This is a genomic window from Paraburkholderia phosphatilytica, from assembly GCF_003443895.1.
Lineage (GTDB): Bacteria > Pseudomonadota > Gammaproteobacteria > Burkholderiales > Burkholderiaceae > Paraburkholderia > Paraburkholderia phosphatilytica.
Genome location: NZ_QQOA01000008.1, coordinates 1 through 14,717 on the forward strand (window position 1 = coordinate 1; position 14,717 = coordinate 14,717).

Annotated in this window: 12 protein-coding genes; 9 read left to right on the top strand and 3 right to left on the bottom strand. The window is 64.8% G+C overall.

The genetic code is table 11. The annotated features are described in order from the left end of the window. Positions 1-89: 89 nt before the first annotated feature. Positions 90-1,217: a porin gene (locus DVS29_RS10345; RefSeq protein ID WP_118180371.1), complete on the bottom strand. Its 1,128-nt coding sequence runs from the start codon at positions 1,215-1,217 to the stop codon at positions 90-92. 254 nt (positions 1,218-1,471) lie between these two features. Between DVS29_RS10345 and araD the strand changes: the two genes are divergently transcribed. The 6 genes from araD (at position 1,472) to DVS29_RS10375 (ending at position 8,753) form a co-directional block, all read left to right on the top strand. Continuing rightward, positions 1,472-3,280 (top strand): L-arabinonate dehydratase, encoded by a 1,809-nt coding sequence (gene araD / locus DVS29_RS10350; protein WP_118180372.1) that lies wholly within the window; start codon positions 1,472-1,474, stop codon positions 3,278-3,280. A 27-nt stretch (positions 3,281-3,307) separates the two neighbouring features. Continuing rightward, positions 3,308-4,045, top strand: a complete 738-nt coding sequence (locus DVS29_RS10355) for a ribonuclease activity regulator RraA (RefSeq protein ID WP_118180373.1) — start codon at positions 3,308-3,310, stop codon at positions 4,043-4,045. 58 nt (positions 4,046-4,103) lie between these two features. Continuing rightward, on the top strand, positions 4,104-5,459 hold the full coding sequence (locus DVS29_RS10360; protein ID WP_118180374.1) for an MFS transporter: 1,356 nt from the start codon (positions 4,104-4,106) through the stop codon (positions 5,457-5,459). Positions 5,460-5,504: 45 nt separating this feature from the next. Continuing rightward, positions 5,505-6,581, top strand: coding sequence for a LacI family DNA-binding transcriptional regulator (locus DVS29_RS10365; RefSeq protein ID WP_118180375.1), 1,077 nt, complete (start codon positions 5,505-5,507; stop codon positions 6,579-6,581). A gap of 142 nt (positions 6,582-6,723) precedes the next feature. Continuing rightward, complete coding sequence (locus DVS29_RS10370; RefSeq protein WP_118180376.1) at positions 6,724-8,316, top strand: MFS transporter; 1,593 nt, start codon at positions 6,724-6,726, stop codon at positions 8,314-8,316. A gap of 5 nt (positions 8,317-8,321) precedes the next feature. Then, positions 8,322-8,753, top strand: coding sequence for a hypothetical protein (locus tag DVS29_RS10375; protein WP_118180569.1), 432 nt, complete (start codon positions 8,322-8,324; stop codon positions 8,751-8,753). A gap of 84 nt (positions 8,754-8,837) precedes the next feature. Here DVS29_RS10375 and DVS29_RS10380 read toward each other — a convergent pair whose 3' ends face one another. Further along, entirely contained in the window at positions 8,838-9,170 is a 333-nt protein-coding gene (locus tag DVS29_RS10380) for a DUF4148 domain-containing protein (protein ID WP_118180377.1), read from the bottom strand. 232 nt (positions 9,171-9,402) lie between these two features. On the opposite strand from DVS29_RS10380, the gene DVS29_RS10385 reads away from it, so the two are divergent. The 3 genes from DVS29_RS10385 (at position 9,403) to DVS29_RS10395 (ending at position 13,323) form a co-directional block, all read left to right on the top strand. Continuing rightward, entirely contained in the window at positions 9,403-11,316 is a 1,914-nt protein-coding gene (locus tag DVS29_RS10385) for an FAD-binding monooxygenase (RefSeq protein ID WP_118180570.1), read from the top strand. Between the two features lie 3 nt (positions 11,317-11,319). Next, positions 11,320-11,760, top strand: a complete 441-nt coding sequence (locus DVS29_RS10390) for a MarR family winged helix-turn-helix transcriptional regulator (RefSeq protein ID WP_118180378.1) — start codon at positions 11,320-11,322, stop codon at positions 11,758-11,760. Between the two features lie 333 nt (positions 11,761-12,093). Next, positions 12,094-13,323, top strand: coding sequence for a YeeE/YedE family protein (locus DVS29_RS10395; protein WP_118180379.1), 1,230 nt, complete (start codon positions 12,094-12,096; stop codon positions 13,321-13,323). Positions 13,324-13,369: 46 nt separating this feature from the next. Here the strand turns inward: DVS29_RS10395 and DVS29_RS10400 are convergent, their stop codons facing one another. Further along, positions 13,370-14,701 carry a 2-hydroxycarboxylate transporter family protein gene (locus tag DVS29_RS10400; RefSeq protein ID WP_164707889.1) on the bottom strand — a complete coding sequence of 444 codons (1,332 nt, stop codon included), beginning with the start codon at positions 14,699-14,701 and terminating at the stop codon, positions 13,370-13,372. Positions 14,702-14,717: the final 16 nt, after the last annotated feature.

The window sequence follows — 14,717 nt, forward strand, 5'->3', positions numbered from 1 at the left end:
TCCATCTTGGCCATGAACCGTTCCTCCGATCAAGGTACTGACCTTATAACGCGCGAACTGAAGGTCGGTTGTCATGGATTAAGTAAACCTCAATAGAACACGTGCCGGATGCCCGCGATGACGGAAAGCTGCGAGGCGCCAGGCGGAGGCGTGGGAACCGGCGAGATGGTGGTCGCCGCAAGCGCGAGATTGCCGTAGTTATGGATGTGCTCGGCCGTCACGTAAAGAAATGTCCGCTTGGACAGCAGATATTTTCCGCGCAATACGAACACCAGCGCCTTGCTGGACGAATGATCGTATTTCAGCTGCGCCACCATGCCGTCGATATAGACGAATGGCGTGACGGGAACCGTGCCCGTTACCCACAACAAGTTGCTCTTCGGCGTCTTGATCCCTTCGTCGTCGCGTCTGATCCAGCCTGCGCCGATCTTGGCCCGGCTGATCTTGACGTAGCCGCCTAGCGTGAACCGGCTGTCGGTGAGCTTGGGCGAGGTCAGGCCGCCATACGTTGCCGACGTGCCGCCGTATTGACGCTCGTAAGAACTGGCCAGGCCCCAGGTGGGTCCTTTGTACTTGACCATGGCCGAATATTCGCGGCATTCGTTCGAGGGTGTCGTCTCGCCGGGGCAATTCGTGGCGACATTGCTTTTGCCCGCGACGGCATCGCGCCCGAAACTATAGTTCACGCCACCTTCGAAATTGCCAAGAAAGTAGCGATAGCTGACCGAGTTGTCGGCCCGAGCGTTGGCAATGCCGTTGTCCAGCGTGGTGAGGCCTTGCGCGCCGGTGCCGAACGGATTCGCGAGCTGGGTCGCAAAGAACCGCATGGTGTATTGCCGGCCGAACGTCAGGCGTCCGTATTTGGAATCGTCGATACCGACGTACGACTGTCGCCCGAACAGCCGGCCCCCTTGCCGCGAGGTTCCGTTGCCCGGCATGAAGCCGCCTTGCAGATCGAAAATGGCCCGCGTGCCGCCGCCGAGGTTTTCGCTACCCTGAATGCCGAAATAGGACGTCGCGGTCCCGTCCCCCGTGCGATACGCGTTGCTCGTCGCGTTTTTCCCCGTCGCCACGTTGTTGACGAGTTCCACGCCCTGATCGATCAAGCCGTAGATCGTGACCGAACTGACGCCCGTGCCTCCATCAATGCCCTGTGCCCATGCCGGCGCGATGCTCATCATCGTCGCGCAGGCACATACCGCGGTCCTGTATTTCATTGTCAGCGCTGTCTCCGTACGTTGGCCGCGATCTCCGGTCGTGGCCACCTGTCGTCAGTCGCCATCGCCGTGCGGGCCTGGATTTATCGTATGTATGTAACGCACTGTAATTTTGCCGATGCGTAGCGGCAGGTACATTGAGAAAATCTGCCGCCGATTTGACCGATCGGTTAAGGCGATCGTGGAGGGGCGGTCGCGGACCGCCAGGTATTTGCCCCAGGTTCCTGCTCGAAATGATAACGCTATCATCGGTCATGATAACGCTACCATCGGAAGGAACGCCCGTGTCCCCAGTTCGCAAAAAGCCCGAAGATCTGCGCAGTTACCGCTGGTATGGCGTCAACGATCTCCGCTCGTTCGGCCACCGCTCGCGCACCGCGCAGATGGGCTACCACTCGTCCGAATACATGGGCAAGCCGGTCATCGCCGTGGTCAACACGTGGAGCGAGATCAACTCGTGCCACACGCACTTCAAGCAGCGCGTCGAGGAAGTGAAGCGCGGCATCTGGCAGGCGGGCGGCTTTCCCGTCGAAATGCCGGTGTCCACGCTCGCCGAGCCGTTCCAGAAGCCGACCACGATGCTCTACCGCAACCTGCTCGCCATGGAAACGGAGGAGGTGCTGAAGTCGTATCCGTTCGACGGCTGCGTGCTGATGGGCGGCTGCGACAAGACCACGCCAGGTCTTCTGATGGGCGCGATCAGCATGAATCTGCCGGCCATCTATCTGCCGGCCGGCCCGATGCTGCGCGGCAACTGGAACGGCCGCACGCTCGGCAGCGGCTCGGACACATGGAAATACTGGGCCGAACTGCGCGCGGGCAAGATCACCGAAGACGAGTGGAAGGGCATCGAGAGCGGCATCGCGCGTTCGCCGGGCCACTGCATGACGATGGGCACGGCTTCGACGATGACGAGCGCGACCGAAGCGCTTGGCCTCACGCTGCCCGGTTTCTCGTCAATTCCCGCCGCGGATTCGCGTCACGCGCAGTTCGCGGCGCTGACGGGCCAGCGGATCGTCGAGATGGTGTGGACCGACCAGAAGCCGTCGGACCTCCTCACCACGAAGGCGTTCGACAACGCGGTAACCACCGTGCTCGCGATGTCCGGTTCGACCAATGCGATCGTGCACCTCGTGGCCGTCGCGCGGCGCGCGGGCATCGATCTGACCACCGCGCGCTTCGACGAACTCGCGCGCATCACGCCGGTGCTCGGCAACATCCGCCCGGCGGGTCAGTACCTGATGGAGGACTTCTATTACGCGGGCGGTCTGCGCGCGCTGCTGGTCGAACTCGGCGAGCTGATCGACGGCACGCAGATGACGGTCAATGGCAAGACGCTCGGCGAGAACATCGCGGGCGCGGAGATCTACAACGACGACGTGATCCGCACGCGCAGCAATCCGCTCGTTGCGCGCGACGGTCTCGCCGTGCTGACCGGCAATCTCGCGCCGGATGGAGCCGTGATCAAACCCGCGGCGATGGAGCAGCATCTGCGCAAACATCGCGGCCCGGCAGTCGTGTTCAAGGACTACAACGACATGGCCGCGCGCATCGACCACGACGATCTCGACGTCACCGCCAGTTCGGTGATCGTGCTGCAGCACGCCGGTCCGGTGGGTGCGCCCGGCATGCCCGAGTGGGGCCAGCTGCCGATCCCGCAGAAGCTGTTGAAGGAAGGCGTGCGCGACATGCTGCGCATCTCGGATGCACGCATGAGCGGCACGAGCTATGGCGCGTGCGTGCTGCACGTCGCACCGGAGTCGTTCGTGGGCGGTCCGCTTGCACTGGTGAAGGACGGCGACATCGTGGAGCTGGACGTCGACGCGCGGCGTCTGCATCTGCACGTGAGCGACGACGAGCTCGCTGCGCGCAAGGCCGTATGGGTGCCGCCTAAGCGTCCGTTCGAACGCGGCTTCGGCGTCATGCACCAGATGCACGTGACCCAGGCAAACAAGGGCTGCGACTTCGACTTCCTCGAAACGCCTTCGACGTGCAGCTCGACACAGAGCGCGCAGGACGCAACGCCGAAGCAGGCCCCGAGCAGCGAACCGGAAATCCACTAACCGTCCTCAGCGAATTACCGAACCATCATGACCGCATCGAACCCGCAAGTCAGCGACGCAGCGCTCGAACAACTGCGTCACGTCAGCACCGCCACGCTCACCACGCAGCTCTTCAAGCGCGGCCTGCGCAACGTATTTCTGCAAGGCGTCGCGCCGCTCGTGAAGCCCGCGCCGGGCGCGCCGAATCTCGTCGGCCCGGCATTCACGCTGCGCAATATTCCCGCGCGCGAAGATCTCGATCACGTGGGCGTGTTTCAGGATCCCGATCATCCGCAGCGCAAAGCCGTGGAAACGGCGCCCGCGGGCAGCGTGCTCGTGCAGGACTGCCGTGGCGAGCGAAGCGTGGCGTCGGTGGGTTCGATCCTTGCGCTGCGGCTCGCGAAGCGCGGCGTCGCGGGCATGGTCTCCGACGGCCCGGTGCGCGACAGCGGCACGATTTCGGACCTCGGTCTGCCGCTCTGGTGCGCGGGCGCAAGCGCGCCGCTCAATCTCGCGAAGCATCACGCGGTGGATATGAACGTGCCGATCGCGTGCGGCGGCGTGCCCGTGTATCCTGGCGACATCGTCGTCGCCGATGTGGATGGCGTCGTGATCGTGCCGCGCGAAATGGCCGAGGACGTTGCGCGCGACGCCGAGGAGCAGGAGCAGATGGAAGCCTTCATCACCGAGCGCATTGCGGAAGGGCGGCCGTTGCGCGGCACCTATCCGCCGAACGAGGAAACGCTCGCCGCGTATCGCGAGTGGCGCGCAAAGCAGGCGAAGTAACAACGCGCGCTTGCGCGACGACGATTCCAATAAAGATTCCAATAAACGCAAGCCCGCAATGCATGCGGGCGCTGGAGACTCCGTGAACGAACATCTCGCAACGATCGACGAGCCGCGTCTGATCAACCGCATGGGCTGGCGGCTGATGCCGCTGCTCGGCGTGCTCTATCTGGTCGCGTATATCGACCGCTCCAACATCAGCTTCGCGAAGCTGCAGATGCTCGGCAGCCTCGGGCTGTCGGAAGTGGCGTACGGACTCGGCGCGTCGCTGTTCTTCATCGGCTATCTGCTGTTCGAGGTGCCGAGCAACGTCATGCTGCACAAGTACGGCGCGCCCCGCTGGATGGCGCGCATCATGTTCACGTGGGGCGTGGTGACGATCCTGCTTGCGTTCACGCGCAACGCGACGATGTTCTACATCCTGCGCTTTCTGCTCGGTGCATCGGAAGCCGGGTTATATCCCGGCGTGATCTATTACCTGACGCTGTGGTTCCCGCAGCGTCATCGTGTCCGCATGCTCGGCTACTTCACGGTGGGCAGCAGTCTCGGCAACATGATCGGCGCGCCGATCTGCGGCTGGCTGCTCGACAAGGGCGGCCTCTTCGGTCTGCAAGGCTGGCAGCTCGTGTTCGTGGTGACCGGCATTCCGTCGGTATTGCTGACCCTCGTCGTGCTGTTTCTGCTGCCGAAATCGCCGCAGGAGTCGCGGTTCCTTTCCAGCGACGAAAAGCGCTGGCTCGTCGACACGCTTTCGGTGGAAGGCGCGCATGCGCGCGCCGCGTCGCGTCACGGTTCGATCCTGAGCCTGCTGACCGAGCCGCGCGTGCTCGGCATGGCGTTCTACTACATGATGCTGTCGATTTCCGTGTACGGCATCAGCTACTGGCTGCCCACGCTCGTGAAGGGCTTCGGCGTGAGCAACACGACCAACGGTCTGCTCAACATCATCCCGTGGCTGCTCTCGACGATCGTGCTCGCCACGCTGCCTGCGCGGCTGCGCGCGAGCAATCACGCGGTCGTGGCGATGCTGGTATCGGCACTCCTCGGCGTGGTGTTCTTCCTTTCGTCCGTGTTCCTGCCGGGCCATGCGGCGCGTTTCGCGGCGCTGTGCCTCGGCGCACCCTGCCTGTATCTGCTGATTCCGTGCTTCTGGACGCTGCCGCCGAAATTCCTGCATGGCGCGCGCGCCGCGGCGGGCATCGCGGCGATCAACTCGCTCGGCAATATCGGCGGCTTCATCGCGCAGAATGTCGTGCCGTTCGTCAAGCAGACCACCGGCAGCACGCGCGCGCCGATGCTCGTGCCGGCCCTGTGCCTGTTGATCTTCGCGCTGATCACGACGCTGATCCTGCGCCGCGGCAACCGCGAGCCCCAGACCGCCGACGACACGGCGGTGCCGCATAGCGCGCGCTGAACGTCGCTACAATGCCGCATCGGGTCTTCTTCTGTTCACACACTCATGCCGACCGCCAAATCCGCCGCATCGACTGACGATCGCAAGGACGCCGCCGCGCGCCCGAAGCGCACGCGCGGCGGCCCGAAGGGATTGCGCATCACCGACGTGGCCGCACAGGCGGGCGTCTCGCCCATCACCGTCTCGCGTGTGTTCAACAGCCCGGAGTCGGTCGCGCCGGAAACGCTCGAACGCGTGCGCCAGGTCGTGCAGAAGCTCGGCTACGTGCCGAACCGGCTCGCCGGCGGTTTGTCTTCGTCGCGTTCGCGGCTCGTGGCGGCAATCGTGCCGACCATCTCGCACTCGCTGTTCTCCGAAACGATCCAGGTGTTCAGCGAGACGCTCTCGCGCGCCGGCTATGAAGTGCTGCTCGCGTTGAGCGGCTACAGCGCGTCGAGCGAGGAAAGCCTGCTCGACACCGTGCTGAGCCGTCGTCCCGAAGGCGTGCTGCTCACCGGTGTCGCGCATACTGATTCGCTGCGCGAACGGCTCGCGAACGTCGGCATTCCCGTGGTCGAAACATGGGACACCACGCACACGCCGATCGACATGCTGGTCGGCTTCTCGCACTACGAGATCGGCGCGGCTGTGGCGGAGCATTTTCTCGAACGCGGCATGCGCCGTCCCGCGCTGATTTCCGCGAACGATATGCGCGCGCTCGCGCGGCGCGCGGGCTTTCGCGATCGTCTTGCACAGGCGGGTATCGAAGACGTGGCGGAAGCGCTCGTCGCGCCGCCCAGCTCGGTGGCCGTCGGCAAACGCACGTTGCCTGAACTGCTCGCGCGTGCGCGCGACACCGACGCCGTGTTCTGCGGCTCCGACCTGCTGGCGATCGGTGCGCTCGGCGCCGCGCGTCAGCTCGGCCTGAGCGTGCCGACGCAACTCGCGATCTGCGGTTTCGGCGATCTCGAGTTCGCGACCGAAACCACGCCGCAACTGACCACGGTGCGCGTGGACGGCACGCGCATCGGCGTGAACGCGGCGCGCTTTCTGCTCGATCGTCTGAACGGTGGGAGCAACGCGAGCGACGAGCGCCGGGTGCTCGACGTCGGCTTCACTGTGCTGCCGCGCGAATCGACCTGACGCGTTTTCCTGCTGCGCAAGCTGGTAGCAGGCTCAAAGCGTAGTCGACGCTCCGCGGCTTGCGCGCTGCGCGGACCCTGCTGCTCGCCCTGAAGTATCATTTTGCATCGATACTGTCTCGTCGATCCGACGGATCTTTTCGATGCCAGCTCTTCCCGATAACCAGCAGGGCTCGCGGCACGTCGTCGCCGCACAGGCGAGCCCGTGCGACGAACTCGTCATCCGCACGCAGCCTGCCGATGTCGGTCAGCCGTGCCGGCGCAAGCGTCTCGCGCTGGCCGCGACGATCCTCGGTTCGAGCATGGCCTTCATCGACGGCTCCGTCGTCAATGTCGCGCTGCCGTCCATTCAGAGCGAACTCGGCGCAAGCGTCGCGGCGATGCAATGGGTCGTCAACGCGTATCTGCTGTTTCTTGGCTCGCTGGTGCTGGTGGGCGGGTCGATGGGCGACCGGCTCGGCCGTCGCACCGTGTTCATCACGGGCATCGGGCTCTTCACGCTGGCGTCGGCCGCATGCGGGTTCGCGCCGCATGTCGGCGCGCTCATCGCCGCGCGCGTGGTGCAGGGCATCGGTGCGGCGCTGCTCGTGCCGAGTGGCCTCGCGATCATCGGTGCCGTGTTCGAAGGCGAAGCGCGCGGACGGGCGATCGGCACCTGGGCCGGCGTGGGCGCGATCACGTCAGCGGTGGGTCCGGTAGCAGGCGGCTGGCTCGTCGACGCGTTTTCGTGGCGCGCGATCTTCTTCCTCAACGTGCCGCTTGCCGCGGTGACGATCGCGCTCGCGGTGTCGTCGGTACCGAACAGCCATAAGCTCGACGGGCAGCAACACCTGGACTGGTTCGGCGCGACGACGGCAGCGGCGGGTCTCGCCGCGCTCACCTACGGGCTGACGGAGGCATCGACGCGCGGGTTCGCCCATCCGGTCGTACTGTGGGCGATCGGCGCCGGCGTGCTGGTGCTGGCCCTGTTCCTGACGATCGAAGCGAACAGCCGCAGTCCGATGATGCCGCTCGACGTGTTCCGCTCGCGCGACTTCACCGGCGCGAATCTCGTCACGCTGCTGCTTTATTTCGGGCTGGGCGGCGCGCTGTTCTTTCTGCCGTTCACGCTGATCCGCGCGCATGGTTATACGGCGACCGAAGCGGGCGCGTCGCTGCTGCCGGTGCCGGTGATCATCGGCCTGCTGTCGCGCTTTACAGGCGGCCTGACGAGCCGCTATGGTTCGCGGGCATTGCTGATCGCGGGGCCGTGTGTCGCCGGAATCGGCTTCGCGATGCTGGCGTGGCCGCTCGTTCGCGGTGGCTATTGGGCGAGTTTCTTTCCAGCGCTCGCGGTGCTCGGGCTCGGCATGACGATCACCGTCGCGCCGCTGACGACTACCGTGATGGGATCGGTGCCGACCGAGCGTGCGGGCGTGGCTTCCGGCATCAACAATGCCGTTGCGCGCGTGGCGAATCTGCTTGCGATCGCCGTGCTCGGCATCGTGTTCGTCTGGTCGCACCATGCGGCGTTGACGGCGCGGCTCGATCAGCTGCATGTGCCGCTGGACGCACGCCCGAATGGATACTCGCTCGAACCGGCCGCGCAAACGGCGGCTGCATCGGCTGGAATACCGATGATGCGCGCGGAAGCCGATGCCATTGCCGATGCGCTGCGTGCCGTCGCGCTGGTGTCCGCGCTATGCGCGTTTGCCGGGGCGGGGCTGGCGGCAATGACGATACGACGTGGAAAATGACCGATATGAAACGACTTTTACTCGTGGCGCTGGCTGCCACCGCATTCGCGACTGGCGCTCACGCGCAGAGCAACGCCTCCGGGCCGTTCGTCACCTCGCAGGGTGAGTTGCAATTCATGCGCGTCGACGGGGCGTTCGTCGGGATGCTCAACAACGAAGTGCTGGATCGCTTCAGCACCAGCACGCTTACGCATTTCGACGAAATCGGCGAGCCTAGAGACAGCGTGACGCGCACGCTCGTAGAGACGGACGCTGGGCCGGTGCTGTATGACTTCCGTCATCGCCCGGCAGTCGTGCAACGCGTGGGCAGGCGGATGACTGTCAAGCGCGTCTTCTGGCAAGGCAACGAAGTGGTGATGCAAAGCTCGCAGGGCTGGTTCCGCTTCGAAGGCGGTGTGCTGACGAAGCTGCAGTCTACGACGACCACATATCACTGATCGATGGCGCGTCCCTGTATCTGTTACGTCATACTAACTTTATGAGCCCGATCGCTTCAACGAATCGGGCTCGATCACCGGCACTTACTGACCCGAATAGATCGGCCGCAAACCGGGCACTTCCGCCCGCGGAGCTTTAGGCGCGGCCGTGCCGGACGCCGTCGATCCATCCGCGGTACCGCCCACGTCGTTCGACGCCGCAGCCTGGAGCGCAACCCGCGCTTCGGCCTGCTGGATCTGCGCCGGATACGTATCTTCATCGCCGTCGCCGGGGTGGTAACCCGCCTTTTCGAGCTGCACGAGTTCATTGCGCACCTGAGCGCGCGTCAGCGGAGCGTTCGACTGCGCAAATGCGATGGCGGGAGCGGCGAGCGCCGCGGCAACTGCGATGGCCCGCACCAGAACGTTGACTTTCATGATTCACCTCACTGGGTTGTGATTCGCTGCAAACGGTTGTCTGCAGCGGGTGAAGCCATCGTAGCCAGCGGAGTGTTCGAGATGAACACCTGCTCTGGAACAACATTTGTGTCTGGCGGTTAAAAGGGCCGTTACCAGGGTAAACGGCAGATTCGCGAGAAGTGCTTGGAAAATAGTTGGCGTACGGAGTATATTCACTCCCAAGGTTGATCGAGACCACATGGAGGCAGACATGCAATTTCATCTCAACGGTTTTCGCACGGACGATCCGACCATCGAGCCCACCGCCGAAGGCGCGCCTCGCGTCGACATGCCCGATGCGGTCGACGTGCTTATCGTCGGAAGCGGGCCGGCAGGGCTCGTGCTGGCCGCGCAGCTGCCGCAGTTTCCGTCGGTGACGACGCGTATCGTCGAACGTCGCGCGGGGCCGTTGCTGATGGGACAGGCGGACGGCGTTGCCTGCCGCACGGTCGAGATGTTCAACGCGTTCGGGCTTGGCGAGCGTCTGCTGCGCGAAGCGTATTGGGTCAACGAAACGGTTTTCTGGAGACCGGATGCTGACAATCGTGGCGCGATCAGGCGTACTGGTCGTGTTCAGGACACCGAAACAGGTATGTCCGAGTTTCCGCACGTGATCGTGAATCAGGCGCGCATTCAGGAGTATCTGCTCGATCTGATGCGGCGGTCCGCGCAACGGCTCGAGCCGGACTACGGTCTCGAACTCGTCGATCTGCAGCGCGACGACACGAACGACTATCCGTTGCGGGTCACCTTGCGTCGAACGGATGGCGCGGGAGCGGGCGAAGACGTCACGGTGCGCGCGCGTTACGTGGTGGGTTGCGACGGCGCGCGAAGCCGCGTGCGCGCGACCATCGGGCAGACGCTCAACGGCGATGCCGCCAATCACGCATGGGGCGTGATGGATGCGCTGGCCGTCACCGACTTCCCGGATATCCGGCTCAAGGCCGCGATCCAGTCCGCGAGCAAGGGCAACCTGCTCATCATTCCGCGTGAGGGCGGCTATCTCGTGCGCTTCTATGTCGATCTCGGCGACGTCACGCCGGAGAATCGCGACAGCATCAAGCAGCTCAAAGTGGAGCGCATCATCGAGACTGCGCAAAAAATTCTGCATCCGTATTCGCTCGACGTGAAAGAGGTCGCGTGGTTCTCGGTGTACGAAGTGGGACAGCGCCTGACCGACCGTTTCGACGATGCCATCGCGGCTGATGGCGAAGTTCGCGAGCCGCGCGTGTTCATCGCCGGCGATGCGTGTCACACGCACAGCGCGAAGGCGGGTCAAGGCATGAACGTGTCGATGCAGGACGGCTTCAATCTCGGCTGGAAGCTTGGCGCGGTGCTGCAAGGGCGCAGCGATGCGAGCCTGTTGCGCACGTATTCGGATGAACGGCAGCCGGTCGCGCAGGAACTGATCGACTTCGACAAGGAATGGTCCGCGATGATGGCCGCGCCGCCGAAAGACCCCGAGCGTCCGGAGGCGGGCGGTGTCGATCCCGCTGAATTGCAGGCGTATTTCGTACGCGCGGGCCGATATACAGCGGGCGTGGCCACGCGTTACCGGTCGGGCGCGCTTACCGGCGAAGCGACGTATCAGTCGCTCGCAAGCGGCTTCACGATCGGCACGCGCTTTCATTCTTCGCCCGTCGTTCGGATCGCCGATGCGAAGCCGATGCACCTCGGTCACGCAGCGCGTGCCGATGGCCGCTGGCGCCTGTACGCATTTTCGGACGCGAGCGGCAATGCGCTCGAAGCGCTCTGCGAGCATCTCGCCACGTCGCCGGAATCGATCGTGCGCCTGGCCACCCCGGACGGCGCCGATGCGGATAGCGTCTTCGATCTGCGCGCCGTGCTGCAAAAGCCGCATCGCGAGGTGCGCCTCGAAGATCTGCCTGCGTCGCTGCTGCCGCGCAAGGGCCGCTACGGTCTGATCGACTATGAGAAGGCGTTTACGTGCGACGCATCGACTGATATCTTCGACGAGCGCGGCATCGACCGCGAACGGGGCGCGCTCGTCGTCGTCCGACCGGACCAGTACGTTGCGCACGTGCTCCCGCTCGACGCGCTCGCCGAACTGAACGCGTTCCTGCGGCCCATTTTCCGAACCGATCTTTCTTCGCGGAACCGCTAGCCAGTGCCGACCCGAACCGACGACCCCGACAAGCCTTCCCGATTCACCGGCAGCCTGGTGCGCCGCGCGCAGCAGCGGCATCTGGCGGTATGGCAAAGCGAGGTGTCCACCGAGATCACGAGCGTCCAGTACGCGGCGCTCGAAATCCTGCACCACACGCCGGGCGTCAACCAGCGGCAACTCGGTGACGAACTCGACGTGGACCGCTCGACCATCGCGGATCTCGTTGCGCGCATGGTCCGCAACGAGTTGATCGAACGCTCCGACGATCCGGTCGACAAGCGCAGCTATGTGCTGTTTCTCACGCCGGCCGGCAAGAAGCAGCTTGCGACGTTGCGACCGCGCGTCGAGCAGGTGGAACGCATTCTGACTGCGAAGCTGACGCCGGCCGAAGCCCGGGAATTACGGCGGCTGCTGTCCGCGCTGCTGCCGCCTGCCGACTAGCCCATTCGCGAATCGCGATGAACCGGCAGGGTTCTCCGATCAATCCATATTCGAAATATCGATATACGAGCGGGTTATTAAGCGACCGGCTTCAACCAGTGTCGCTTCTTTGCAAGTCTTATACGGTGGGCCTGACAGGCTGGCGTCACGTCGCACGCCGGGCCTTGTCGTCGAGCCGCGCGGCCCCCGGACGGCAACCGTCACAACGTGACATTTCGATATACTTGCGGTTCTTTCCAGAACGATTATTCGCGGCCTTTCGCCCGCGCAGCGACCGCCCGTTTTCACGGGCGTGACGCCCTTGTGCGACGAGCGGCCCCGCTCACGCTCATCATGTCCGATCTTTCCACGTCGTTCGGTGGCACGCCTCGCCGGGTCTTCAACATCAATCCGAAGCCGCTCGGCGTCGCGCTCGCGCTCGTCGTCCTCGGGGCGATCTATCTCGCGCAGACCGTCAGCGCGAAGCAGGCCGCGCTGTACGTGCTCGGCGCGCTGCTCGGCATCACGCTCTATCACGCCGCGTTCGGCTTCACGTCCGCATGGCGCGTGTTCATCGCCGACGGTCGCGGCGCGGGCCTGCGCGCGCAGATGCTGATGCTCGCGATCGGCGTGCTGCTGTTTTTCCCGGCGCTTTCGGCAGGTACGCTGTTCGGTCATCCGGTGGTCGGCGAAGTGGCGCCTGTCGGCACGTCGGTCGTGATCGGCGCGTTCATGTTCGGTGTCGGCATGCAGCTCGGCGGCGGCTGCGCATCCGGCACGCTGTACACGGTCGGCGGCGGCAGCACGCGGATGGTGGTCACGCTGCTCGCGTTCGTCGTCGGCTCGGTGGTGGGGACCGCGCACATGCCGTTCTGGTCTGCGCTGCCGCATTTCCAGCCGGTTTCGCTCGTGAAGACGCTGGGCGTCGCGCCCGCGATCGCGTTGAACCTGGTGGTGTTCGCGGCGATCGCCGCAGTGACCGTGCTGATCGAAAAGCGCCGTCACGGCCATCTCGTCAGCGAACGCACGCCTGGCACGACTGGCACGTCGGTATGGCTGCGTGGTCCGTGGCCGCTGCTCGTCGGCGGCGCCGTGCTCGCGGTCCTTAATTTCGTGACGCTCGCGCTGTCGGGCCATCCCTGGGGCATTACGTCGGCGTTCGCGCTGTGGGGTGCGAAGGCGTTCTCCGCGATGGGCGTGAACGTCGCGAGCTGGCATGTGTGGAGCACCGGCCCGAACGCGGCCGCGCTCGCCGCGCCGATCAGCCACGACGTGAAGTCGGTGATGGATATCGGCATCGTGATCGGCGCGATGGTTGCCGCTTCGCTCGCCGGCCGCTACGCGCCGGTGTGGCGCCTGCCGCTGCGCTCGCTGATCGCGGCAATCGTCGGCGGACTGCTGCTCGGCTACGGCGCGCGCCTCGCGTACGGCTGCAATATCGGCGCGTACTTCAGCGGCATCGTGTCGGGCAGCCTGCACGGCTGGCTGTGGCTCGTGTCCGCATTCTTCGGCAACGTGGTCGGCACGAAGCTGCGTCCCGCGTTCGGGCTCGCAGTCGAGCGCGTGAAGCAGACCGGTTGCTGATCTGACCGGTCGAATCCGTAGCGTTTAGCGGGCGATCAGCTCGCGTTCAACGCAGCCATGCGAACACCGCAAGCGCGGCCATCACCGTGATCGCGCCGCCGATGCGCGTCGCGATCTGCGCGAACGGCATCAGCTCCATGCGGTTGGCGGCGGTCAGGATCGCGACGTCGCCGGTGCCGCCGAGTCCGCTATGCGTCGCGTTGACGATGGCGGCTTCGACCGGATACATGCCCGTCCAGCGCGCGACGACGAAACCTGTTCCCACCAGCGTGAGCACCGTCGATACCGCGGTCACGATGTTGACCCAATGAAACGACGCGACGATCTCGCCCCACGGCGTCATCGCGACGCTGATCGCGAACATCAGCGGGTAGGTGACCGCCGTCGAAAAGAAGCCGTACATGAAGCGCGCGCCACCGCGCACGCGCGGCGACACGATCTGGAAGAACTGCGCGGCGACCACCAGCACGAGCATCACGACGGGCGCGGGCCAGTCGAAATACTGGTGGCTCAACATGCCCACCAGATAGAGCGCAATGGCCGTCGCGCCCGCGGCCGCGACGGAGTTCACGTCGAACTCGAACGATGCGTGTTCCGATCCGGTGACCTCGTCCCCGCCTTCGGCGATGGTCAGCCGGCCGTTGCCGGTGAGACGCGGGCGGCGCGTGCCGAGATAACTGAGCAGGCCCGCGCAGCAGATCGCCGCGATATTGCCGAGCATCACCGCGGACAGCACCTGCGCGAAAATCGGTCCTTGTTCGACGCCGAGAATCTGCGCGTAGCCTGCGGATAGCGGCAGTGCGCCTTCGCCGACGCCGCCCGCCATGATCGGCACGACGACCATGAAGAGCGCGTGCTTCAGGTCGAGGCCCAGCAGCGTCCCCACCGCGGTGCCGACCACCGCTGCCGCAATCGATCCGCTCGCCACCGGAATGAAGATGCGCACGAAGCCCTTCACGAGCGTCTGCCGGTCCATGCTCAGCACGCTGCCCACGATGATCGCCGCGATGAACAGGTAGAGGAAATTCGACTGTTTCGTGAAGGTCGTCACCGCTTTCGTGACGGGCTCGGGCATCAGCTTGTAGTAGATCAGCATCGACGGAATGAACGCCGCGAAGATCGACGTCGCGCCGACGTGACGGATCCACGGAATACGCTTCGCGAGTTCCGCGCAGGTGAAGCCGCCCACCGCGACGAGCGCGATGCCGGTCGGCAAGTCCGCGCTGAGCTTGCCGTGCGCGCTCATCAACGCGAGCACGACGATCAGCAGCAGATAGACGGGCAACGGCAGCGCGCCGATGCGCACGTCGAACACACGCCACCAGCGTTCCTTCAGGCCTTCGATGTTGCCTTGCGGCTCGTGGACCGTCGCTTTCATCGTTTTGTTTCCTTGT

What these genes read in the sequence shown, in the direction of transcription:
- DVS29_RS10395 (WP_118180379.1), top strand. Translation starts at nt 12,094, where the DNA reads ATGTCCGATCTTTCCACGTCGTTCGGTGGCACGCCTCGCCGGGTCTTC.
- DVS29_RS10365 (WP_118180375.1), top strand. Translation starts at nt 5,505, where the DNA reads ATGCCGACCGCCAAATCCGCCGCATCGACTGACGATCGCAAGGACGCC.
- DVS29_RS10385 (WP_118180570.1), top strand. Translation starts at nt 9,403, where the DNA reads ATGCAATTTCATCTCAACGGTTTTCGCACGGACGATCCGACCATCGAG.
- DVS29_RS10360 (WP_118180374.1), top strand. Translation starts at nt 4,104, where the DNA reads ATGCATGCGGGCGCTGGAGACTCCGTGAACGAACATCTCGCAACGATC.
- araD (WP_118180372.1), top strand. Translation starts at nt 1,472, where the DNA reads ATGATAACGCTACCATCGGAAGGAACGCCCGTGTCCCCAGTTCGCAAA.
- DVS29_RS10380 (WP_118180377.1), bottom strand. Translation starts at nt 9,170, where the DNA reads ATGAAAGTCAACGTTCTGGTGCGGGCCATCGCAGTTGCCGCGGCGCTC.
- DVS29_RS10355 (WP_118180373.1), top strand. Translation starts at nt 3,308, where the DNA reads ATGACCGCATCGAACCCGCAAGTCAGCGACGCAGCGCTCGAACAACTG.
- DVS29_RS10345 (WP_118180371.1), bottom strand. Translation starts at nt 1,217, where the DNA reads ATGAAATACAGGACCGCGGTATGTGCCTGCGCGACGATGATGAGCATC.
- DVS29_RS10375 (WP_118180569.1), top strand. Translation starts at nt 8,322, where the DNA reads ATGAAACGACTTTTACTCGTGGCGCTGGCTGCCACCGCATTCGCGACT.
- DVS29_RS10400 (WP_164707889.1), bottom strand. Translation starts at nt 14,701, where the DNA reads ATGAAAGCGACGGTCCACGAGCCGCAAGGCAACATCGAAGGCCTGAAG.
- DVS29_RS10370 (WP_118180376.1), top strand. Translation starts at nt 6,724, where the DNA reads ATGCCAGCTCTTCCCGATAACCAGCAGGGCTCGCGGCACGTCGTCGCC.